This is a genomic window from Streptomyces sp. NPDC058051 (assembly GCF_042885475.1).
Classification (GTDB): Bacteria; Actinomycetota; Actinomycetes; order Streptomycetales; family Streptomycetaceae; genus Streptomyces.
The window spans coordinates 102,644-122,606 of sequence record NZ_JBHVRW010000025.1 but is presented as its reverse complement, the minus strand read 5'-3'; the positions used below and the strand labels follow the sequence as shown (position 1 = coordinate 122,606).

The window sequence follows — 19,963 nt, the reverse complement described above, 5'->3', positions numbered from 1 at the left end:
CACCGTCAGATCATCGGCGAAATGCCGGTCACCCGTCGCATCGGGCACGTACTTCACACAGACAACGATCCTCAAGCTCACGCCGGCTCTCCTACTGCATCGTCATTTCCGGGCTGCCTTGTTGCACGCAGCATAGGCGCCTGATGGGGCGGTTTCCGGTCGAGGCGACCGACGCTCCGCTCACATTATTACTCGCCAGTACACCCAGTGCGTCACCCATGGGCAAGCTCTTCGACTGTGACGTGGCCGACGCTCGGCGCCCAAGCGCCGCTTGGGATCCCTCAGTCCCGCAGGGCCGTGAAACGACCTTCGTGGTAGAGGAGCGGACGACCGCCTCCGGCCGGGTCTCCGACGACGGCCTCCGCGATCACGATCCGGTGGTCGCCCGCCGGGACACGTGCCACCACGCGGCAGACCAGCCACGCCAGCACACCGTCGAGCAGCGGCACACCTTCCGGTCCGTTGCGCCAATAGGTGGACGGGCCGAACCGGTCGGCTCCACTGCGGGCGAAAGTGGCGGCCAGCTCCTGCTGGTGCTCACCGAGTATGTGAACGCCAACATGCTCGGCCTCGGCGACCACCGGCCAGCTGGAGGACGAGACCCCCACCCCGAAGGAGATCAGCGGCGGCTCGGCCGCCACGGAGCTGAGCGAGGTGGCGGTGAAGCCGACCGGCCGGTCGGCTGCGGCGGTGATCACTGCCACACCGGCGGCATGATGCCGGAAGACCGAGCGGAGGAGTTCGGGGGATGCCGTGCGGGAGGTGCCGAGCTCGGGCGAAGCCGTCATGGAGGTGTCCTTCTGCGGGGGAGGCGTACGGGGCCGTGATTGCTCAGGCACCCGGACAGCGCGCACTCGCGTTGCGGGCGAGATCCACATGGACCCGGCCATAGAGAAGGAGTTCTGGCGGCATAGCGTCAGACTGACGATGCGTGGCGGGTGCAGTCAAGAGCGTTCCGCAATGTGGGAGATGCATCACGGTCCGTCATATCGCCTGCCCCAGGGCCGCGACGACATCGACGGTGCGCGGCTGTCCGACGGCCCGGCGGACGATCCGCCCGGTGGCGTCGAGGACCAGCACGGTGGGCGTCCGGCTGATCTCCAGCGCGCGCACGAGAGTGAGATGTGCCTCGGCATCGATCTCGACGTGGGCGACGCCGTCCACCATCCGTGCCACCTCGACGAGCGTGCGACGGGTGGCCCGGCAGGGCTGGCAGAATGCACTGGAGAACTGAACGAGGGTGGCCCGCTCCCCCAGTTCCACGCCGAGTTGGGCCGCGTCCAGCGTCCCCACGCCTGTTTGCCCGTTCACCATCGGCCTCCCGTTCAGAGCTCTTCGCAAGAAGTCAGCGCCACCATGTGCCGAGACATTCCCCACGGTTCCACGTGACGAGAATCTCGCGGCCCGCACCCGCGGAGACTGGCCACCGCGTCGCACATGGGGCACGATCGGCGCAATGCCGCAAACCTACGGCTGCGTAACTTCCGCCGGGAGAACCCTCCTCAGGCGCTGAAGAAGGGTCTTCCCCAGATGGCAGAACTCGTCTATCGGCCGGTCATCGGCGCCGCTCGAACGTTTTTCAAGGCGCTTGACCTGAAGATCGACACCCAGGGCTGCGAGCACATCCCGAAGACCGGTGGCGCGGTTCTGGTCAGCAACCACATCAGCTATCTGGACTTCATCTTCACCGGGCTCGCGGCGCTGCCGCAGAAGCGGCTCGTCCGCTTCATGGCGAAGGAATCGGTTTTTCGGCACAAGGTCTCCGGACCACTGATGCGTGGCATGAAGCACATCCCCGTCGACCGCAAGCAGGGCGAGCACGCCTACGCGCACGCCCTGGACTCGCTGCGCTCCGGTGAGATCGTCGGCGTGTTCCCCGAGGCCACGATCTCGGAGTCGTTCACGCTGAAGAGCTTCAAGTCGGGCGCGGCCCGCCTGGCGCAGGAGGCGGGCGTGCCGCTCGTCCCGGTGGCGCTGTGGGGGACGCAGCGGCTGTGGACCAAGGGCCGGCCGCGCAACTTCAAGCGCGACCACGTTCCGGTGACGGTCCGGGTCGGCGAGCCGGTGGAGGCCCCCGCCGACCAGTACGCGGGCGCGATCACCCGACGCCTGCGCGAGCGGGTCCAGGAACTGCTCGAAGCGGCCCAGCGCGCCTATCCGGTGCGCCCGAAGGACGCGAACGACACCTGGTGGGTGCCTTCGCACCTCGGCGGTACGGCTCCGACGCCCGCCGAGGTGCGCGGGAACAGCTGACGCGGCCGGGACACACACGACCGGCGCATCGCTCCGGGGCGCCGGCGGTGATCCGCGCTCCGGAGCCCGGCCCTCCGGCCGCTCGACGGGTTCGGCGGCTGCCGCTTCGAGCCGGCCGATCGCCCCGTGGGGGCGGCGCGCCGACCTGAGCACCGCCCCCACGGGCACGACGGGGCGCCAGGAACCACAGGGACTTCAAGGACTTTCCAACGGACGGCGCACGTGTCCAGTCGGGCTACTTCGCCATCTCTTCCTTCAACGCGAGGACGAACGCGTCGACGTCGTCCTCCGTGGTGTCGAAGGAGCACATCCAGCGCACATCACCGGCGGCCTCGTCCCAGAAGTAGAAGCGGAAGCGCTTCTGCAGCCGCTCGCTCACCTCGTGCGGCAGCCGGGCGAAGACCGCGTTGGCCTGGACTGCGTGGAGGATCTCCACCCCGTCCACCGCGCGCACGCCTTCCGCGAGGCGCTGGGCCATGGCGTTGGCATGCCGGGCGTTGCGCAGCCAGAGGTCTCCGGCGAGCAGCGCCTCCAGCTGTACGGACACGAAACGCATCTTCGAGGCGAGCTGCATCGACAGCTTGCGCACATGCTTCATGGCACGGACGGCGTCCGGGTTCAGGACGACCACGGCCTCGCCGAAGAGGGCGCCGTTCTTCGTGCCGCCGAACGAGAGGACGTCGACGCCGACGGTGTTGGTGAACGTACGCATCGGTACGTCCAGCGACGCCGCGGCGTTGGCTATCCGGGCCCCGTCCAGGTGCACCTTCATGCCGTGGCCGTGGGCGTGGTCGCAGATGGCGCGGATCTCGTCAGGTGTGTAGACCGTGCCCAGCTCGGTGTTCTGGGTGATCGAGACGACCTGCGGCATGGCACGGTGTTCGTCGTCCCAGCCGTATGCCTGCCGGTCGATGAGCTCGGGCGTGAGCTTGCCGTCCGGCGTGGGCACGGTGAGCAGCTTGATGCCGCCCACCCGCTCCGGGGCGCCGCCCTCGTCGACGTGGATGTGGGCCGACTCGGCGCAGATCACGGCGCCCCAGCGGTCGGTCATCGCCTGGAGCGAGACGACGTTGGCGCCGGTTCCGTTGAAGACCGGAAAGACTTCCGCGGTGGGGCCGAAGTGACTGTGCATGACGCGCTGGAGTTGCTCGGTGTAGTCGTCCCCGCCGTAGGCGATCTGGTGACCGCCGTTGGCGAGGGCGATGGCCGCGAGGATCTCCGGGTGCGTGCCCGCGTAGTTGTCACTGGCGAAGCCGCGTACCTGCGGGTCGTGGTGGCGTCGTGCGTCGGTCCTTACGGTTGCGGGGTCAGCCACAGGCGCTTTCCGTTCACTTCCGGGGCGGGCCGGTCCCAGACGCCGGCGATGGCATCGGCCAGTTCCTTGACGTCGGTGAAACCCGCGAATTTCGCATGAGGGCGCTCGGCGCGCATCGCGTCGTGCACCAGTGCCTTGACGATCAGGATCGCAGCCGCGGTCTTCGGACCTTCGTCGCCCCCTGCTTTACGGAAGGCGTCGGCGAGCGCGAGCGTCCATGCCTCGGCCGCCGCCTTCGACGCGGCATAGGCCGCGTTTCCCGCGGTGGGCTTGCTCGCGCCGGCCGCGCTGATCAGCACATAGCGGCCTCGGTCGCTGCGTTGCAGCCCCTCCTGGAAAGCCAGTGAGGTGTGCTGGACCGTGCGGATCAACAGCTTCTCCAGCAGGTTCCAGTCGGCGAGGTCGGTGTCGGCGAAGGTGGCACTGCCGCGCCAGCCGCCGACAAGGTGGACCAGGCCGTCGATCCGGCCGAATTCCTTCTCCGTCCGGTCGGCCCACTCGCGGGCGGCCGCGAGGTCCAGCAGATCGACCGTGTCCCCGGTGACGGTGGCGCCGCCGTGGGCGTAACGCGCGGCGTCGACGGCCTCTGCCAGGCGGGTGGCATCGGCGTCGGACCCGACGACGGTCGCACCGGCCTCGGCGAGTCTCAGCAGCGTGGCCCGGCCGGCCGGGCCGGCGGCCCCGGCGACCGCGATCACGGCGCCTTCGAGAGCACCGCTCCCATTGCTCCTGCCGTTTCCGTTCATGGCCACCGCCTCCTCAGACCCGGCGCTCACGCGGTTGCCCGCTCGGCATCCGCAGCGGTGATCCCCTTGGTCGAGGCGATCACGTTCTTCAGCTTCTTGGAGAGCGCCTCATAGAACATGCTCAGGGGAAACTCGTCCGCAAGCACGTCGTCGACGAGCTTACGGGGCGGCTGGGACAGATCCAGCGCGTCCGGACCCTTGGCCCAGCGGGATCCCGGGTGCGGGGCGAGGTAGGTGGAGACGAGACCGTACGCGGCGAACCAGTGAACGAGCTTGGGGCGGTCGATACCGTCGCGGTAGAGCTTCTCGATCTCGCCGCAGAGCTGGTTGGTGACCTCCGGGGCGCGGCCCCAGTCGATCCGCAGCGTGTTGTCGGTCCAGCGGACCACGTCGTGCTTGTGGAGGTACGCGAAGAGCAGCTGGCCGCCCAGACCGTCGTAGTTGCGGACGCGCTCGCCGGTGACGGGGAAGCGGAACATCCGGTCGAACAGCACGGCGTACTGCACGTCGCGCCCCTGGGGGAAACCGTCGGCTTCCAGCTTCACGGCCTCCTTGAAGGCGGTGAGGTCGCAGCGCAGCTCTTCGAGCCCGTACATCCAGAACGGCTGACGCTGCTTGATCATGAAGGGGTCGAACGGCAGGTCGCCGTGGCTGTGCGTGCGGTCGTGAATCATGTCCCAGAGGACGAAAGCCTGCTCGCAGCGCTGCTGGTCGCCGACCATCGCCCGGATGTCGTCCGGCAGTTCGACGCCGAGCAGCTCGACCGACGCCTCGGTGACCCGGCGGAAGCGGGCGGCCTCGCGATCGCAGAAGATCCCGCCCCAGCTGAAGCGCTCGGGGGCCTCGCGCACGGCGACGGTCTCCGGGAAGAGCACGGCGGAGTTGGTGTCGTAGCCGGAGGTGAAGTCCTCGAAGGTGATGCCGCAGAACAGCGGGTTGTCGTAGCGGGTGGCCTCGATCTCGGCCAGCCACTCGGGCCAGACCATCCGCAGTACGACCGCTTCGAGGTTGCGGTCCGGGTTGCCGTTCTGTGTGTACATCGCGAAGACGACCAGGTGCTGCACCCCGTCGGCCCGGTCCCTGGCCGGCTGGAAGGCGAGCAGCGAGTCGAGGAAGTCCGGCACCCCGAATCCGTCGGCAGCCCAGCGACGCAGGTCCATGACCAGCGCGCGATGGTACGCGGCATCGTGCGGAAGCAGCGCGGAGAGCTCTTCGACCGCTCCGGTCACGCGCTCCAGCGCCTCCAGGACGGTGTCCCGGGAGGGGGCGCCCTCGGCCTCGAAGTCGATCGAGCCGTCCTTCGACTGCCAGGGGCGGATCTCCTCGACGGCATTCTTGAGCACCGGCCAGGCGGGCTGGTCGACCACCCGCCGGTCGGTAGTTATGTCACCCGCGGCAACGTCACGCACAAGAATTTCCGTCATAACACTTCCTCCACAGGAGAACCTCGCGTCAGACAACCGTATCCATGCACACTTCCTCCGGACAAGTGGACCTCGGGAGATTATCCTGCGCACCCCCATGGTCACCGTGATTTTTCCTGCCTGAAACCCTCCCGGCGAACGCTTCCGTCGACCGACCGGAGCCCTCGGTTCCCGGTCCGCCCGAACTCGAACATCTGAGCGGTCATCTCGTGCAGGGGCGCGCCCACGCATGAGTGACACAGCGCGTCGGCCACGGCCGCCTGCCGGTAGGACGGACGGCATCCGCCCTTCGCACCACCTGAGGAGATCGCCGCGTGCGTGTCCGCGCCGTCCTTGTCGCCGCCGTCATCACCGGGTTCCTGCTCGGTGCCGCCGATGTCCACGGTGTCCACGGACACGGCGCCGCGCCACCTCGTCACAGCGGTTCCCTCGTGTCGGAGGTGGGCCGATAGGGTGCCGGATTGCCGTAATGCCGTAGTGCCTCGTGGGTAGGAGCCGCACGCGGGACGCCGTCGACGGAAGCGAGTTGCCTTGTCTTTTCTCACCATCGGTCATCGCGGAGTGATGGGTGTCGAGCCGGAGAACACCCTGCGGTCGTTCGTCCGTGCCGAACAGGCCGGGATGGACGCCATCGAACTGGACCTGCATCTGAGCAAGGACGGCGCGCTGACCGTCATGCACGACGCCGATGTGGACCGCACGACGGACGGCAGCGGTCCGATCGCCGAGAAGACCCTGTCCGAGCTGCGCGAACTCGACGCCGGGCAGGGCGAGCGCGTGCCGGTCTTCGAGGAGGTGCTCGACGCCGTGCGGTCACCCGTACAGGCGGAGATCAAGGATGTGGCAGCGGCCCGTGCTCTGGCCGAAGTGATGCTGCGGCGCGGTCTCGTCGGCCGGGTCGAGGTGTCGTCGTTCCACGACGAGGCGGTCGCCGAGATCGCGAACCTGGTGCCGGGGGTGCGCACCGTGCTCATCGCCGGCCGCTGGGGCGGCGACGTGGTGGAGCGGGCGAAGGCGGTGGGTGCGGCCACGCTGGCGCTGAACATCCGCCGCCTCACCCTGGAGGTGGTCGAGCAGGCGCACGCCGAAGGACTGAAGGTCATCGGCTGGGTGGTGAACACCCAGGACCATCTGCGGCTGGTACGCGCCCTGCGGCTGGACGGCGCGACCACCGACTACCCGGAGATCCGCCGCGCCGGCCGCTTCACCGCCTGATCGGCACGCTCACCGACCGCCCGGAGATCCGCCGTGCAGGCTGACCGCCTGACCGCCTGACCGGCGCGCTCACCGACTGTCCGGAGATCCGCAGCTCCGGTCGCCTCACCGGCTGATCGGACCCGTCAGACCAGGTCCTTGACCAGCAGCTCGAAGGCGAGGTCGTCGCGTTGCGGGATGCCGAAGCGTTCGTCGCCGTACGGGAACGGGCTGACCTTTCCCGTACGGCGGTAGCCCCGGCGCTCGTACCAGGCGATCAGCTCCTCGCGCAGCGAGATCACGGTCATGTGCATCTCCCGCACCCCCCAGCTCTCGCGCACGGTGCGCTCGGCCTCGGCGATGATCGTCTTGCCGAGGCCGGCACCCTGCAGCTCGGGGCGGACCGCGAACATCCCGAAGTAGGCCGCGTCACCGCGGTGTTCGAGCTGGCAGCAGGCGACGAGCGCGCCGTCGCGCTCGACCACGAGCAGGCGGCTGCCGGGCGCCTCGATGACCTCGCGGACACCGTCCGGGTCGGTGCGCTGCCCCTCCAGGAGATGCGCCTCGGTGGTCCATCCGGCCCGGCTGGAGTCCCCGCGGTATGCCGACTCGATCAGAGCCACGAGCGCGGGCACATCGGTGCCGGCCGCGTCGCGGAAGGTCAGCGGCAACGAGTCGGTGGCGGGGGCTGTGTCCATGGCGGGTGGCTCTCCGTTTCTCTGCTGTGGCCGTGCCGCAGCAGCGTAACCCCCGTGTCCAGGTCCTATGGTCGGCGCATGGTTCATGTGCTGAGCAGCCGGATTCTTCTGCGTCCGGCCGATCCCGAACGGTCACGGATCTTCTACGGCGAGTCCTTGGGACTGCCCGTCTACCGGGAGTTCGGCACCGGCCCCGAGCGCGGCACGGTCTACTTCCTCGGAGGCGGCTTCCTGGAGGTCTCCGGACGCGCCACCTCTCCGCCGGTGCCCGGCCTCTCGCTGTGGCTGCAGGTCGCGAACGTCCGAGCGGCGCACGAGGAGGTGTCGGCCCGCGGCGTCGAGGTGGTTCGGCCGCCGGTGCGTGAGCCGTGGGGGCTCGTCGAGATGTGGATCCGCGATCCGGACGGGCACCGGATCGTCGTCGTGGAGGTGCCGGAGGACCATCCGCTGCGCCACCGGCCGTAGGCCCTGATCGTCCGTGCGCGGCGGGAAACACTCCCGTCGCGCGCTCCCCGTGTACCCCAATGCGCCGCGTACGAGCGGTTCGTCCCGGGCATCGACCAAGGGGACCGACGTCGTATGTCCAGGGGGAGGTGCGCTGTGCACGGACCGGCGATGTCCGGCTGGCTGCTCATGGCGTTGTGCGCGATGACGGGCGCGTACTGCCTGCTGCGCACACGTGGCGAGACCGGGGAGGGCCGCAGAACCGCACGGGCGGAGGCGTTGATGGGGTTCGGCATGGCCGCCATGGCGGTGCCCGCCGCCGTCGTGACACCACCGGCGTGGGGTTGGGCGGTGTACGCGGTGCTGTTCGGCACGGCCTCGCTGCGCGCGCTGTGGTTCTCCCGGCACAGCAGGCACCATCTGCACCACCTGGTCGGGTCGTCGGCCATGGTCTACATGGCGCTGGCGATGGCACCGGGAGGTGGGGCCCACGAGGGACACGCGGGCCACGGGATCGCCGCGACGGCCGGGGGCATACCCCTGCTGACCGGACTGCTGCTGGCCTACTACGCGGTCTATGTGCTGCGTTCAGGGGCCCGGTTGATACCGGTGGCCGCGACGGCGGGGGGTGGGGGCGGGCCTGTCGGAGGCGGCTGGGTCGCACGGCCCGAGCTGGCTCTCGCCTGCCGGCTGACGATGGGGATCGCCATGTTCGCGATGTTGCTGACCCTGTGAGACCGGCGGCGGACCACACCGTGGCGTGCATCACTTGCTGTGCGCAACCATACCCGTGGCGATCGCGCGGCTCATAGGCTGACGGCATGTTGGTCTCCCTCGCGCTGCTGCTGCTCGGTGCACTGGCCGCCGTCGTGACTCCGCGCCTCATGGCACGCGCCGATTGGCCCGAGCGCGAACCCGTCGTCGCGCTGTGGGTGTGGCAGTGCGTGGTGGCCGGGGTCCTGCTCTCCTTCGCGCTGTCCATGACGTTCAGCGCGGCCGCGGCCTGGCAGGCGGTGCGCGGGCATGTGTTCGCTCCGGCGCCTCATGCCGTGGTGGAGGCGTATGCACTGAGCGGCCACGGGCGGTGGTTCGCGGCCATGGCCGTCCTGCTGGCGCTCGGCGGGGTGTGGACGGTGGCGATGCTGGTCCGGGAGATCCACCGCGCCCAGGTGCGACGCAGGCGACGCCGCGCCGAACTGCTGGTGCGTGCCCCGCTGCTGCCCGGCGAGGAGCCCGGCAACGACCGGCTCGTCGTGCTGGAGGGAGAGCGCCCGGATGCCTGGTGGCTGCCGGGCGCCGCGCCCCAACTGGTCATCACCACAGCGGCGCTCGGGCGCTTGAAGGGCCGTCAGCTCGATGCCGTGCTGGCCCATGAGCAGGGACACGCGAACGCCAGGCACGACTGGCTGCTGCACTGTTCCGGCGCGCTCGCGACCGGGTTCCCGCAGGTGCCGGTGTTCGCGGCCTTCCGCGACGAGATGCACCGGCTGATCGAACTGGCCGCGGACGACGTGGCGTCCAGGCGCTTCGGACGGCTGACGATCGCGCTGGCCCTGGTCGAACTCAACGAGGACCGCGGCGTGTTCGGCCCGGGGCCGGCCCCGGACGCCCAGCTGCCCCTGCGGGTGAACCGGCTGCTGACCCCGGTGGAACGGCTCACGGCGGGCCGTCGGCTCCGGCTGACCGCGGCAGCCGCCCTGGTGCCGGTGGTTCCGCTTCTGGTGGCGTTCCTTCCGGGACTCAGCGCTCTGGGATAGCCGGGTACGCGGATCGTCCGCGAAGATCGCCCCATGCTCTCTTCGCCGCCCCGCACCCGTTCCGGCCTCTCGCCCCTCGGTACGGCCGTGGCCTGCGCCTCCGCGGCGCTGGTCCTGCTGCTCCTGGTCGTCGCGCGCTGGTCACCGCTGATGGCCCTGGACCGAACGGTGGCGGTCGCCCTGCACCGGAGGGCGGTCACCGAACCCGGTCTCGTCCACGCGAACCGGATCCTGACCGACTGGGTGTGGGATCCCTGGACCATGCGCTCCCTGATCGTGGTGGCCGCGGCGGTGCTGTGGTGGCGCGGGGCCAGGACGCAGGCGGTGTGGGCGGCGGCGACGGTCGTGCTGTCGACGCTCCTGCAACAGGGCCTGAAGTCCGCGGTCGGCCGGGAGCGTCCACGGTGGCCGGACCCGGTGGATTCCGCCCATTACGCCGCGTTCCCGTCCGGCCACGCGATGTCGGCCACGGTGGCCTGCGGTCTGCTGCTCTGGCTGCTGCGCCGGCACGGTACGCGACCCCGGGTGTGGTGGGCGGCACTGGTGGTGGCATCGGTCTCGGTGGTCGGCGTGGGCGCCACCCGGCTCTATCTGGGAGTGCACTGGCTGAGCGACGTCGTGGGCGGCTGGCTGCTGGGGGCGGCCGTGGTCGGGTTCGCCGTCGCCGGGCTCGCCCGGTACGAGCGGCGGGCGGACCGGCCTTGCGACAACACCCCTGCACCGTGAAGGATCGCGTCCATGCAGATCAAGGGTGTGCTCTTCGACTTCTCCGGGACGCTGTTCCGTATCGAGTCGGTCCGATCCTGGTTGCGCGCGGTCCTCACGGAGCAGGGGGTGGAGGTGAGCGGGGCCGACTTCGAGCGGTACGTGCGAGAGCTCGAATCCGTCGGCGCGCTGCCGGGCGGTCCGCCTCCCCTGCATGTTCCCGGACGGCTGGCCGCCGCATGGGCCGCCCGCGACGAGAACGCGGCCCTGCACCGGGAGGTGTACACGGGACTGGCCCGGCAGGTGGCCCTGCCGGATCCGGGGCTGTACGACGCCCTGTACGAGCGGCACAGGTCTCCTGCCGCGTGGCGGCCCTATCCGGACGCGGCAGAGGTGCTCGGCGCACTGCGTGACAGCGGTACGCGTGTCGGTGTGGTCAGCAATATCGGCTGGGACCTGCGGCCGGTCTTCCGGGCCCACGGCCTGGACACGTACGTCGACGCCTACGTCCTGTCGTACGAGCACGGCATCCAGAAGCCGGACGCCCGGCTCTTCCACACGGCCTGCACACTTCTCGGCCAGAATCCGACGGATGTGGTGATGGTCGGCGACGACCGGCACGCCGACGGTGGGGCGGCGGCCCTGGGCTGCCAGGTGCGCTTTGTACAGCATCTTCCGGTGGAGGAGCGGCCCGACGGGCTACGAAAACTGGGGCTGGTACCGGGCATCGCCTGAAAGACATGTGAGAGATGTCCCGGACGCGCAATGGGTCCGATTGTCACATCGGGGCCTTAGCCTGTAGGCATGTCCCGTCACCCCTCCTCCTCCGACTCCGTACGCAGCGCCGCCGTGGTGAACAAAGAGATTCGTGACCTCTGGCAGCGCTCCGGTGGCTGTCTGTCCCCGGAGGACGAGGAGCAGTACCAGCGACTGCTGGTGGAGTGGGCCGCGGCGACCGGCCCGAGCGCGCGGTCGGCCGCCTGACACACGCGTCGGCGGTGGCGGTCCCGCGGGACGGAGGATCCGCCCCGCGGGACGCCGCTCGACAGGAAGTGCGGCCCGGTCAGCGGTCGAAGTAGTCCGGCTGCGTCTGGACATTGAGCTCGTCCAGCCGCACCCGCTTCGCCGGGTCGGTCCGCCGGTCGTCCAGCCTCAGGACGTCGAAGCCCTTGGCGATGTCGTTGGAGTAGATGTAGCCGTTGTAGTAGTACGCCGACCAGGGGCCGGCCGTGGTGACGGCCTCCGTGTTGATGGGGCCGCGCTCGAAGTAGCCGATCTCCTTCGGCTTGGAGGAGTCGGTGAAGTCCCACACCGAGACTCCGCCCTGGTACCAGGCCTGGACCATCAGGTCACGGCCCTTGACCGGGATGATCGAACCGTTGTGGGCAACGCACACCTCGGTGTCGGCCTGCGGACGGTCGATCTTGAAGTAGCTGCGGAAGACCAGCTTGCGGTGGTCGCCCTTGCCGACGATGTCGTAGATGCCGTCGGCACCGCGGTTCGGCCCGATCTCGTCGTTGCAGGTGGCGGCGCCACCTCCGCCGAGCTCATCGGTGAAGACGACCTTGTCTGCCTTCTGGTTGAACGTCGCCGAGTGCCAGAACGCGAAGTTCACGTTGTCCTGGACCCGGTCGATGATCTTCGGATGCTCCGGATCCTTGATGGAGAACAGCAGACCGTCGCCCATGCAGGCTCCGGCGGCCAGGTCCTTCGACGGCAGCACCGTGATGTCGTGGCAGCCGGTCGTCTTCGAGACTCCCGGGTTGGTGGGCGCGCCCGGGTTGCCGCCGTCCGGGAAGAGCACGGGGAAGTTCACGACCGCGGCCTTCTGGGGCGCCTTGCGGTCGACCTTGATGATGGAGATCCCGTCGTGCGGCGGCTGGCAGTCGGGGAACGACTCGCTCGGCGAGTACGAGGAGACGTACACGTACACGCTGCCGCGCGCGGGAACCAGTGTGTGGGTGTGCGAACCGCAGGCGGTCTCGACGGCGGCGACGTACTTCGGGTTGCGCTTGTCGCTGATGTCGAAGATCTTCATGCCCTCCCAGGAGGACTTCTCCGTGGCGGGCTGGGTGGTGCTGGTGCAGGAGTTGTCGCTGCGCGAGGAGTCGGTGGACAGGAAGAGCAGGTTGCCCGAGACCGAGATGTCGTTCTGCGATCCGGGACAGAGGACCTGCGAGACCGTTCTGGGGGACTTCGGATTACTGATGTCGTAGATCCGGAAGCCGTCGTAGTTGCCTGCGAAGGCGTACTTCCCCTGGAAGGCCAGGTCCGTGTTCAGCCCCTGGAGTGCGTCCTTCGGGACATTGGCCAGATGGGTGATGTTGCCGCTGTGGACGATCTCGTCCACGCCGGGTATCTCGCCGCCGCGGATGGCTGCCGCGGCTTCGGCCTCCTGTGCCGTGGAGACATCGGCACGGGCGGCAGTCGTGTCACCGGGATCGGGCGTCGCGGCCGCGGGGCCGGCCGTCAGCAGCGTGGCCAGCAGCCCGGCGGCTGCCACGGTCACACCCAGGCGTCTGCGGCGCGCCGGGCTCGTACGCAACGAAATCACTGCGTTCCTCCCATGTATCCGTACGTAGTTGAACAGTTCACGGACCCCGGCAGTATCGTCCTTGCCATGGCCATACCAACAGATGGCAACAGAGACGTAATGAAAGTTTCTGATCACTGTCGCGCGGAAGCGTGTTAGGACGGTTGGCAACCACCCCATAGGGCAATGGAGGTCCTCTTGTTGATGCGCCGTCGGACCATGTGCGTACGCAGATCCGCTCTTGCCGTGGCCGTCCTGACTGCCGCTCTCACCCTGGGCGCCTGCGACGGCGGAGGCGGTGACGACCGCACGAAGGCGCAGACGGGCGAGGGTCCTTCGGTTGTGGCGCCGGGGAAACCGGGCGAGCCCGCGCGGACCCTGTCCCCCGAGGAAGCGGCGAAGGTCGCGAAGGAAGCCACGGACGACACCCCCAACTCGGCCGACTTCCAGTACGTGCAGATGATGATCCGACACCACGCCCAGGCACTGGAGTTGACCGCCCTCGTGCCCGACCGCTCGGACTCCGCCGCGGTCAAGCGGCTCGCCGAGCGCATCACCGCGGCCCAGAAGCCGGAGATCGGCGCCATGGAGGGGTGGCTCACCCACCACGACGGAGAGAAGCACACGAGCGGCCACGATCACTCGGCGATGCCGGGGATGGCGACCGCCAAGCAGCTGGAACAGGCAAGGACGGCGAACGGTGCGGCCTTCGACAAGCTCTTCCTGAAACTGATGACCACCCACCATCAGGGAGCGATCACCATGGCGACGGAAGTCCTCTCACAGGGCAACAACGTGCAGGTCGAGGAGATGGCCGGGGACGTCGTCGCCCAGCAGACGGCGGAGATCGACAGGATGCGCGCGATGTCGTCCTGACCGCACCCGCGCGCCTCTCCCGCGCCCGGGCCGCCGGTGCCATGCTGGAGGAATCCCGCGGGAAGAGGTGCGCCGTGCTCCGTGTCGCCGTCGTCGGCTCCGGCCCCAGCGGGGTCTACACCGCCCAGGCCCTGGTCGAGCAGGACCGGATCCCAGGTGTCCGGGTCGACGTGCTGGACCGGCTCCCCTGCCCGTACGGCCTCGTGCGCTACGGCGTCGCCCCCGACCACGAGAAGATCAAATCACTGCAGCGCAGCCTGCGTACGGTCCTGGAGCACGAGCGGATCACCTTCGTCGGAAATGTCGAGGTGGGCGGCGACGGAATCCCGACCGAACGGATCCGCGAGCTGTACCAGGCGGTCGTGTACTGCGTCGGGGCGGCGACCGACCGCGGTCTCGGCATCCCCGGTGAGGACCTGCCCGGCAGTTGCTCCGCGACGGAGTTCGTGTCCTGGTACAGCGCGCACCCGGACGCCGCCGACGACTTCGTGCTGCGAGCCCGTTCGGCCGTGGTGATCGGGGTCGGCAACGTGGCGGTGGACGTGGCGCGGATCCTGGCACGGGGCGGGGATGAGCTGCGCCCCACCGACGTACCGCACGGGGCACTCGGCACGCTCGCCGGAAGCCGGGTGCGCGAGATCCACATGGCCGGCAGGCGCGGCCCCTCCCAGGCCAGGTTCACCACCAAGGAACTGCGCGAGCTGGGCACGCTGCCCCGCGCGCGGGTCGTGGTGGACGAGGCGGAGCTGGCCCTCGATCCGGCGTACGCCGATCCGTCCCCCGGCTCGGCACCGGCCCTGTCCTCACCGCCGAACGCACCGTCCCTGACGGCGGCGGCGCGGCGCAATGTCGAGGTGCTGCGCGGCTGGGCCACCGCCGGCCCCGTCGGCGGGACCATGGCAGAGGATCCGGTGCGCACCATCCATCTGCGGTTCTTTCTGCGCCCCGTCGCGCTGCTGGAACGGGACGGCCGGGTGGCCGGGGTGCGGTTCTCCCGTACCGTGCCGGACGGCAGCGGGGGTGTGCGCGACTCCGGCAGGTACGAGGACATCGATGCCCAGCTCGTACTGCGGGCCGTCGGGTACCGGGGGCTGCCGCTCCCCGGTCTGCCGTTCGATCCCGCACGCGGGACGGTGCCGCATCGGGCGGGGCGGGTGCTGCGGGACGGGGTGCCCTCGCCCGGGGAGTACGTCGCCGGGTGGATCAAGCGGGGGCCGACCGGGGTGATCGGATCGAACCGGTCCTGCGCGAAGGAGACGGTGGCTTCGTTGCTCGACGACGCTCCGCTGCTCACTGGGCGCCCGTCGGCACCCGATCCGGTGGCCGCGCTGCGGGCGTGGGGGCTGCGCCCGGTGGAGTGGGACGGCTGGCTGTCCATCGAGCGGGCGGAAGCGGCGCTGGGGCGCTCCCTGGGCCGCGGGCCGGTGAAGATCCCGGACTGGGCGGGGCTGCTGAGCGCCGCGAAGGACGGCGACCGGGGCGGAGCGTGACGCTATCGCTCTTCACTCGACCGAGGTGGAGCGTGACGCTATCGCTCTTCGCCGACGCGCCGCACCTGCCGGTTCACAGCGTCCAGGACGGTGTCCAGCAGCCCGGGGAACAGCGCCTCAAGATCGTCCCGGCGCAGCCCGTTCATCTTGGCCGTGCCGCGGTAGAACTGCTCGATGACGCCGCTCTCGCGCAGCACCCGGAAGTGGTGCGTGGACGTCGACTTGGACACCGGGAGCTCGATGCGGGAGCAGATGAGCTCGGCATCGGCGGCGGCCAGCTCCCGGACCACGCGCAGCCGCATCGGGTCGGAGAGTGCGTGGAGCACCGCCTCGATGCGGATCTCGTCCCGCGTGGGGTGGTCGAGCGCGCGGCCGCCGACCGCAGCGGCGCTCGGTGCGTCGGGGGCGCTGACTGGGGTCACGATGGCTCCGCTCGCTGGCTCTGTCCGGCTCTCTCATCATACGAGACCTGTCATAGTTTGACATTCATCGTACAATGAGTCCGGCCGCGCGTCGGCCGGCCCGCGAGGCCGCCACGCGGGCGCCGATGAGCTCTTCCACGTGAAGCTCCCCCAGGCGCATATGGCGTCCGGCGGTTCGAGCGGGCTCCGGCCGGGCGGGGTCAGCGGTTCGGGGAATCGGCGCGGGCCGCCCTCCGGGCACTGGGCGATGAGCGAACCCGGCGGCCCGTCAGCCGCTGAGCAGGTCCGGGTTCTCGGCGAGTGAGGCGAGGTGTCCGGCCGGATCGGCGATCAGCCTACGGGCCGTCAGGTCGAGCATCCCCGCCAGGCCCGTGACCTCCGCCGCGACCGTCCCGTCCTCCTTGAGGATCTCCTGCGCGACCGTGAACGTCTTCCCTTCGCCGTATACGAACCGGCAGGTCACTCGCACCCGGTCGCCGCCGCGGAGCTCCCGCCGGAACTTCACCGTCGTTTCGAGCGCCACCGGACCGACTCCGCTCGCCAGCAGCTTCTCCTGCGGAAGTCCGGCCGCGCGCAGCAGCTCCCAGCGCGCGTGCTCGGCGTACTGCAGATAGACGGCCTGGTTCAGATGCCCTTGCGTGTCCAGCTCGTAGCCACGGACGGTCACGTCCACAGAGAAAGTCATGACTCTCCCAACAGCCCGGCGCATTCCACGATTCCCGCCGCGCCGGGTACAACTGCCCACGCCGCGGGGCTTTACGCACCTGTCATGCGCGGGTAACTTCCTCCCCGCAAGAGATTGCAGCAAAATTCTGACAGCAGTTGCTGTTCGGAATGCACTGCTCGCCCGAACCCCGAGGCGCGTCAGGGTTCTCCGGCGGGACCTCGCAGGTCGTCGATGACCATCTGCGCCGTTGGCTGCCGGGGCCGCTGGGCCGCGGCCCTCCCCTGGAGATACGCATGAGACACACCTCGCACCGGCTGCTGAGGCGCCCCCTGGCGGCAGCCGTGGCAGCGGCCGGGCTGCTCGGACTCCTCACCGCGCTACCGGAGAACGGCCCGCCGTCCGTCGTTCCCGCCGCGTCGACGGAGAACACCGCGACGGTCTTCTACTACACGAAGACCAAGAACTGGTCGGCGTACAACCTGCATTACGCGCCGGACGGCGGTTCCTGGACGACCGTGCCCGGTGTGCGGATGGAGGCGGCCTGCACCGACTGGGTCAAGAAGACCGTCAGCCTGGGCAGCGCGTCCGGTCTGGCGGCGACGTTCAACGACGGCAACGGGGTCTGGGACAACAACGCCGGCAAGAACTACGCGCTGGGAACCGGCAGCATCACCGTCAAGGACGGGGTCGTGGCACACAGCGACCCGTGTGCCGACACCGGCACCGACCCGGAGCCCTCGCCCTCTCCGACGGACAGCCACACCGCGTCGGTCTACTACTCGACGACGACGGTCGGCTGGACCACCACCAACCTCCACTACCAGCCGGCGGGCGGATCGTGGACCGCTGTCCCGGGTGTGGGCATGGAAGCGGCCTGTACGGGGTGGGTGAAGCGGTCTGTCGATCTCGGCAGTGCCACCTCCATGCAGGCCGCGTTCAACAACGGCAACGGGGTCTGGGACAACAACAACGGCAGCAACTACACGATTCCGGCGGGTGTTTCCACGGTCAAGGACAGGACCGTCACCGCCGACGCCGCGGACCCGTGCGTCGAGGAGTCCCCGGACACCGAGGCCCCGTCCGTACCAACGAAGGTCAGCGCCGACGCCGACGGTGTGTCGGTGGTGCTGACCTGGGAGCCGTCCACCGATGACCGGGGCGTCACCAAGTACCAGGTGACCAGGACCGGCGGCACCAAGGGAACGATGGTCACCGATGTCGGTTCCACCGTCTACTCCGACGCGAACCTGGAGGAGAGGACGGCCTACAGCTACACGGTGAAGGCGGTCGACGCGGCCGGCAACGTCTCCGCCGCATCGGCCACCGCCACCGCCACCACCGGGGAGAAGCCGGCCGCTCCGGCCGCCGGGCAGCCTCTGGGCACCGATCCGCGCAAGGACCCGATCTACTTCGTGCTCACCGCCCGGTTCAATGACGGCGACAGCTCCAACAACCGGGGTGGCAGCCAGCACGAGAAGTCCGGCAACGCGGCCAACAACGACCCGATGTTCCGGGGGGACTTCAAGGGCCTGGTCAACAAGCTCGACTACATCAAGGGCCTCGGCTTCTCCGCGATCTGGATCACCCCGGTGGTGCTGAACCGGTCCGACTACGACTACCACGGTTACCACGGCTACGACTTCTACAAGGTCGACGGCCGTCTGGAGTCCGCCGGTGCCTCGTACCAGGACCTGATCAACGCGGCCCACGCCAAGGGCATGAAGATCTACCAGGACGTCGTCTACAACCACTCCTCGCGCTGGGGCGCCAAGGGGCTGTTCACCCCGACGGTCTACGGCGTCCGCGACGACCAGTGGAGCTGGTACTACGACGAGAAGAACGACGGCTTCGAATACGACGGTGTGAGCGTCGAGCCGAAGTCCGGGAAGTCGTACTACAACGGCGATCTCTGGTCCACCGCCGAACCGTCCGGAAACACCTGCCTGAACTGGGGCAAGCCCACCGGCGGCACCTCCGCCGAGGGGTACCGGATCTACAACTGCCAGTGGCCGAACCCGACTTCCGGCATGTTCCCGAAGGCGTACTACCACAACTGCTGGATCGGGAACTGGGAGGGCGAGGACGCCCGCAGCTGCTGGCTGCACGAGGATCTCGCCGACTTCAACACCGAGAGCGCACCCGTCCAGAACTACCTGATCGGCGCCTACAACAAGTACATCGACATGGGCGTCGACGGCTTCCGCGTGGACACCGCCGTCCACATCCCCCGCACCACCTGGAACCGCCGTTTCCTGCCCGCGATCCAGGAGCGCGTCACCTCGCAGTTCGGCGCCCGGGCCGCGGAGAACTTCTTCGTCTTCGGCGAGGTCGCCGCCTTCGTCAACGACAAGTGGAACCGCGGCTCGGTCAACCACTCGGCGCAGTTCTACACATGGAAGGAACGCAAGGAGTACGACGCCGACGACGAGAAGGCCGCCCTGGAGATGTACGACTACGAGCAGCAGCAGGGCACCGGATCACAGCCGACGTCCGCCAACGCCTTCCTGGACGGGAACACGTACCACACGCCGGACCACAGCCAGTTCTCCGGCATGAACGTCATCGACATGCGGATGCACATGAATTTCGGTGACGCCAACAACGCGTACAACAACGGCAAGGACTCCGACGACAGTTACAACGACGCGACGTACAACGTCGTGTACGTCGACAGTCACGACTACGGCCCCAACAAGAGCAGCGAGCGGTACGCCGGCGGTACCGACGCATGGGCCGAGAACATGTCTCTGATGTGGACGTTCCGCGGGATCCCGACCCTCTACTACGGGTCCGAGATCGAGTTCCAGGCAGGGAAGAAGATCGACTGCGGGCCGAGCTGCCCGCTGGCGACCACCGGGCGCGCGTACTACGGCGACCATCTCGCGGGCACCGTCGAAGCATCCGACTTCGGCAAGGTCACCTCGGCCACCGGCGAGGTCGCCAACACGCTCAGCAAGCCGCTGGTCAAGCATCTGCAGCGGCTCAACGAGATCCGGCGGGCCGTGCCCGCCCTCCAGATGGGCCAGTACTCCACCGAGGGCATCACCGGCTCGATGGCGTACAAGCGCCGCTACACGGACACCGCGAGCGGTGTCGACAGCTTCGCGCTCGTGGCCGTCACCGGCGGTGCCACGTACACCCAGATCCCCAACGGCACCTACAAGGACGCCGTCACCGGGGACACCCAGGTCGTGTCCGACGGCAAGCTGACGGTCGCGGCCCCGGGCAAGGGAAACATGCGGGTCTACGTCCTCGACCTCGGCGGCAAGAACGCGGCACCGGGCCAGATCGGCACGGCGGGCCCGTACTTGAAGTAGCCCCGTACCCGGAGTAGCCGAAGAGGCGGCAGGCGGCCCGGTCCACGCCGGATGCGACATCCGGTCGTGGGCCGGGCCCGTCCGCTCAGGGGTGTCCGCCGTGTGGTGGATTTCGTCGCGTG

The 19,963-nt window shown here is 69.1% G+C and carries 21 protein-coding genes and 1 pseudogene; 11 read left to right on the top strand and 11 right to left on the bottom strand.

From position 1 onward, the window contains the following. The 3 genes and pseudogenes from ACFVUT_RS30405 to ACFVUT_RS30395 all read right to left on the bottom strand — a co-directional run. Positions 1–81: pseudogene (locus tag ACFVUT_RS30405) on the bottom strand (electron transfer flavoprotein subunit beta); the annotation flags it as partial. Between the two features lie 200 nt (positions 82–281). Then, positions 282–788 (bottom strand): flavin reductase family protein, encoded by a 507-nt coding sequence (locus ACFVUT_RS30400; protein ID WP_389655888.1) that lies wholly within the window; start codon positions 786–788, stop codon positions 282–284. A gap of 196 nt (positions 789–984) precedes the next feature. Continuing rightward, the gene (locus ACFVUT_RS30395) at positions 985–1,314 is read right to left on the bottom strand and encodes a TlpA family protein disulfide reductase (protein ID WP_389655886.1); all 330 of its coding nucleotides are present in this window, start codon (positions 1,312–1,314) and stop codon (positions 985–987) included. A 216-nt stretch (positions 1,315–1,530) separates the two neighbouring features. On the opposite strand from ACFVUT_RS30395, the gene ACFVUT_RS30390 reads away from it, so the two are divergent. Then, positions 1,531–2,253: a lysophospholipid acyltransferase family protein gene (locus ACFVUT_RS30390; protein WP_389655885.1), complete on the top strand. Its 723-nt coding sequence runs from the start codon at positions 1,531–1,533 to the stop codon at positions 2,251–2,253. Between the two features lie 235 nt (positions 2,254–2,488). On the opposite strand, the gene ACFVUT_RS30385 is transcribed toward ACFVUT_RS30390, so the two are convergent. From ACFVUT_RS30385 to ACFVUT_RS30370, 4 genes are all read right to left on the bottom strand, one after another. After that, positions 2,489–3,568, bottom strand: a complete 1,080-nt coding sequence (locus ACFVUT_RS30385) for a threonine aldolase family protein (protein WP_389655883.1) — start codon at positions 3,566–3,568, stop codon at positions 2,489–2,491. Further along, the gene (locus ACFVUT_RS30380) at positions 3,547–4,314 is read right to left on the bottom strand and encodes an SDR family NAD(P)-dependent oxidoreductase (protein ID WP_389655881.1); all 768 of its coding nucleotides are present in this window, start codon (positions 4,312–4,314) and stop codon (positions 3,547–3,549) included. Before ACFVUT_RS30380 ends, ACFVUT_RS30385 begins: the two co-directional genes overlap by 22 nt. 26 nt (positions 4,315–4,340) lie before the next feature. After that, positions 4,341–5,738 (bottom strand): DUF6421 family protein, encoded by a 1,398-nt coding sequence (locus ACFVUT_RS30375; protein WP_389655879.1) that lies wholly within the window; start codon positions 5,736–5,738, stop codon positions 4,341–4,343. Positions 5,739–5,839: 101 nt separating this feature from the next. Next, positions 5,840–6,136: a hypothetical protein gene (locus ACFVUT_RS30370; protein WP_389655877.1), complete on the bottom strand. Its 297-nt coding sequence runs from the start codon at positions 6,134–6,136 to the stop codon at positions 5,840–5,842. A 166-nt stretch (positions 6,137–6,302) separates the two neighbouring features. Between ACFVUT_RS30370 and ACFVUT_RS30365 the strand changes: the two genes are divergently transcribed. Beyond that, the gene (locus ACFVUT_RS30365; RefSeq protein WP_389655904.1) at positions 6,303–6,953 is read left to right on the top strand and encodes a glycerophosphodiester phosphodiesterase; all 651 of its coding nucleotides are present in this window, start codon (positions 6,303–6,305) and stop codon (positions 6,951–6,953) included. Between the two features lie 125 nt (positions 6,954–7,078). On the opposite strand, the gene ACFVUT_RS30360 is transcribed toward ACFVUT_RS30365, so the two are convergent. After that, positions 7,079–7,630, bottom strand: coding sequence for a GNAT family N-acetyltransferase (locus ACFVUT_RS30360; RefSeq protein ID WP_389655875.1), 552 nt, complete (start codon positions 7,628–7,630; stop codon positions 7,079–7,081). 78 nt (positions 7,631–7,708) lie between these two features. Here ACFVUT_RS30360 and ACFVUT_RS30355 point away from each other — a divergent pair, with 78 nt between their 5' ends. From ACFVUT_RS30355 to ACFVUT_RS30330, 6 genes are all read left to right on the top strand, one after another. Next, complete coding sequence (locus ACFVUT_RS30355) at positions 7,709–8,095, top strand: VOC family protein (protein ID WP_389655873.1); 387 nt, start codon at positions 7,709–7,711, stop codon at positions 8,093–8,095. Positions 8,096–8,230: 135 nt separating this feature from the next. Continuing rightward, a complete protein-coding gene (locus ACFVUT_RS30350; protein WP_389655871.1) occupies positions 8,231–8,809 on the top strand; it encodes a DUF5134 domain-containing protein in 579 nt (192 codons plus the stop codon). An 86-nt stretch (positions 8,810–8,895) separates the two neighbouring features. Then, the gene (locus tag ACFVUT_RS30345) at positions 8,896–9,831 is read left to right on the top strand and encodes a M56 family metallopeptidase (RefSeq protein ID WP_389655869.1); all 936 of its coding nucleotides are present in this window, start codon (positions 8,896–8,898) and stop codon (positions 9,829–9,831) included. Positions 9,832–9,864: 33 nt separating this feature from the next. Continuing rightward, positions 9,865–10,557, top strand: a complete 693-nt coding sequence (locus tag ACFVUT_RS30340) for a phosphatase PAP2 family protein (protein ID WP_389655867.1) — start codon at positions 9,865–9,867, stop codon at positions 10,555–10,557. 12 nt (positions 10,558–10,569) lie between these two features. Further along, entirely contained in the window at positions 10,570–11,271 is a 702-nt protein-coding gene (locus ACFVUT_RS30335; protein ID WP_389655865.1) for an HAD family hydrolase, read from the top strand. A gap of 69 nt (positions 11,272–11,340) precedes the next feature. Beyond that, positions 11,341–11,520: a hypothetical protein gene (locus ACFVUT_RS30330; protein WP_389655863.1), complete on the top strand. Its 180-nt coding sequence runs from the start codon at positions 11,341–11,343 to the stop codon at positions 11,518–11,520. A 79-nt stretch (positions 11,521–11,599) separates the two neighbouring features. Here ACFVUT_RS30330 and ACFVUT_RS30325 read toward each other — a convergent pair whose 3' ends face one another. Then, positions 11,600–13,090 carry an LVIVD repeat-containing protein gene (locus ACFVUT_RS30325; RefSeq protein WP_389655861.1) on the bottom strand — a complete coding sequence of 497 codons (1,491 nt, stop codon included), beginning with the start codon at positions 13,088–13,090 and terminating at the stop codon, positions 11,600–11,602. A gap of 183 nt (positions 13,091–13,273) precedes the next feature. Here ACFVUT_RS30325 and ACFVUT_RS30320 point away from each other — a divergent pair, with 183 nt between their 5' ends. Both ACFVUT_RS30320 and ACFVUT_RS30315 read left to right on the top strand, forming a co-directional pair. Further along, the gene (locus ACFVUT_RS30320; RefSeq protein WP_389655902.1) at positions 13,274–13,945 is read left to right on the top strand and encodes a DUF305 domain-containing protein; all 672 of its coding nucleotides are present in this window, start codon (positions 13,274–13,276) and stop codon (positions 13,943–13,945) included. A gap of 74 nt (positions 13,946–14,019) precedes the next feature. Further along, on the top strand, positions 14,020–15,435 hold the full coding sequence (locus ACFVUT_RS30315; RefSeq protein ID WP_389655859.1) for an FAD-dependent oxidoreductase: 1,416 nt from the start codon (positions 14,020–14,022) through the stop codon (positions 15,433–15,435). Between the two features lie 38 nt (positions 15,436–15,473). Here ACFVUT_RS30315 and ACFVUT_RS30310 read toward each other — a convergent pair whose 3' ends face one another. Beyond that, the gene (locus ACFVUT_RS30310) at positions 15,474–15,857 is read right to left on the bottom strand and encodes an ArsR/SmtB family transcription factor (RefSeq protein WP_389655857.1); all 384 of its coding nucleotides are present in this window, start codon (positions 15,855–15,857) and stop codon (positions 15,474–15,476) included. Positions 15,858–16,125: 268 nt separating this feature from the next. Beyond that, positions 16,126–16,542: an acyl-CoA thioesterase gene (locus ACFVUT_RS30305; RefSeq protein WP_389655855.1), complete on the bottom strand. Its 417-nt coding sequence runs from the start codon at positions 16,540–16,542 to the stop codon at positions 16,126–16,128. Between the two features lie 275 nt (positions 16,543–16,817). Here ACFVUT_RS30305 and ACFVUT_RS30300 point away from each other — a divergent pair, with 275 nt between their 5' ends. Further along, positions 16,818–19,841, top strand: a complete 3,024-nt coding sequence (locus ACFVUT_RS30300; protein WP_389655853.1) for a carbohydrate binding domain-containing protein — start codon at positions 16,818–16,820, stop codon at positions 19,839–19,841. Positions 19,842–19,963 lie beyond the last annotated feature (122 nt).

Bases quoted from the DNA above. Each gene is read 5' to 3' on its own strand.
- ACFVUT_RS30330 (WP_389655863.1), top strand. From the start codon at position 11,341: ATGTCCCGTCACCCCTCCTCCTCCGACTCCGTACGCAGCGCCGCCGTG.
- ACFVUT_RS30380 (WP_389655881.1), bottom strand. From the start codon at position 4,314: ATGAACGGAAACGGCAGGAGCAATGGGAGCGGTGCTCTCGAAGGCGCC.
- ACFVUT_RS30365 (WP_389655904.1), top strand. From the start codon at position 6,303: ATGGGTGTCGAGCCGGAGAACACCCTGCGGTCGTTCGTCCGTGCCGAA.
- ACFVUT_RS30345 (WP_389655869.1), top strand. From the start codon at position 8,896: ATGTTGGTCTCCCTCGCGCTGCTGCTGCTCGGTGCACTGGCCGCCGTC.
- ACFVUT_RS30400 (WP_389655888.1), bottom strand. From the start codon at position 788: ATGACGGCTTCGCCCGAGCTCGGCACCTCCCGCACGGCATCCCCCGAA.
- ACFVUT_RS30375 (WP_389655879.1), bottom strand. From the start codon at position 5,738: ATGACGGAAATTCTTGTGCGTGACGTTGCCGCGGGTGACATAACTACC.
- ACFVUT_RS30305 (WP_389655855.1), bottom strand. From the start codon at position 16,542: ATGACTTTCTCTGTGGACGTGACCGTCCGTGGCTACGAGCTGGACACG.
- ACFVUT_RS30395 (WP_389655886.1), bottom strand. From the start codon at position 1,314: ATGGTGAACGGGCAAACAGGCGTGGGGACGCTGGACGCGGCCCAACTC.
- ACFVUT_RS30340 (WP_389655867.1), top strand. From the start codon at position 9,865: ATGCTCTCTTCGCCGCCCCGCACCCGTTCCGGCCTCTCGCCCCTCGGT.
- ACFVUT_RS30355 (WP_389655873.1), top strand. From the start codon at position 7,709: ATGGTTCATGTGCTGAGCAGCCGGATTCTTCTGCGTCCGGCCGATCCC.
- ACFVUT_RS30320 (WP_389655902.1), top strand. From the start codon at position 13,274: ATGCGCCGTCGGACCATGTGCGTACGCAGATCCGCTCTTGCCGTGGCC.
- ACFVUT_RS30360 (WP_389655875.1), bottom strand. From the start codon at position 7,630: ATGGACACAGCCCCCGCCACCGACTCGTTGCCGCTGACCTTCCGCGAC.
- ACFVUT_RS30335 (WP_389655865.1), top strand. From the start codon at position 10,570: ATGCAGATCAAGGGTGTGCTCTTCGACTTCTCCGGGACGCTGTTCCGT.
- ACFVUT_RS30300 (WP_389655853.1), top strand. From the start codon at position 16,818: ATGAGACACACCTCGCACCGGCTGCTGAGGCGCCCCCTGGCGGCAGCC.
- ACFVUT_RS30390 (WP_389655885.1), top strand. From the start codon at position 1,531: ATGGCAGAACTCGTCTATCGGCCGGTCATCGGCGCCGCTCGAACGTTT.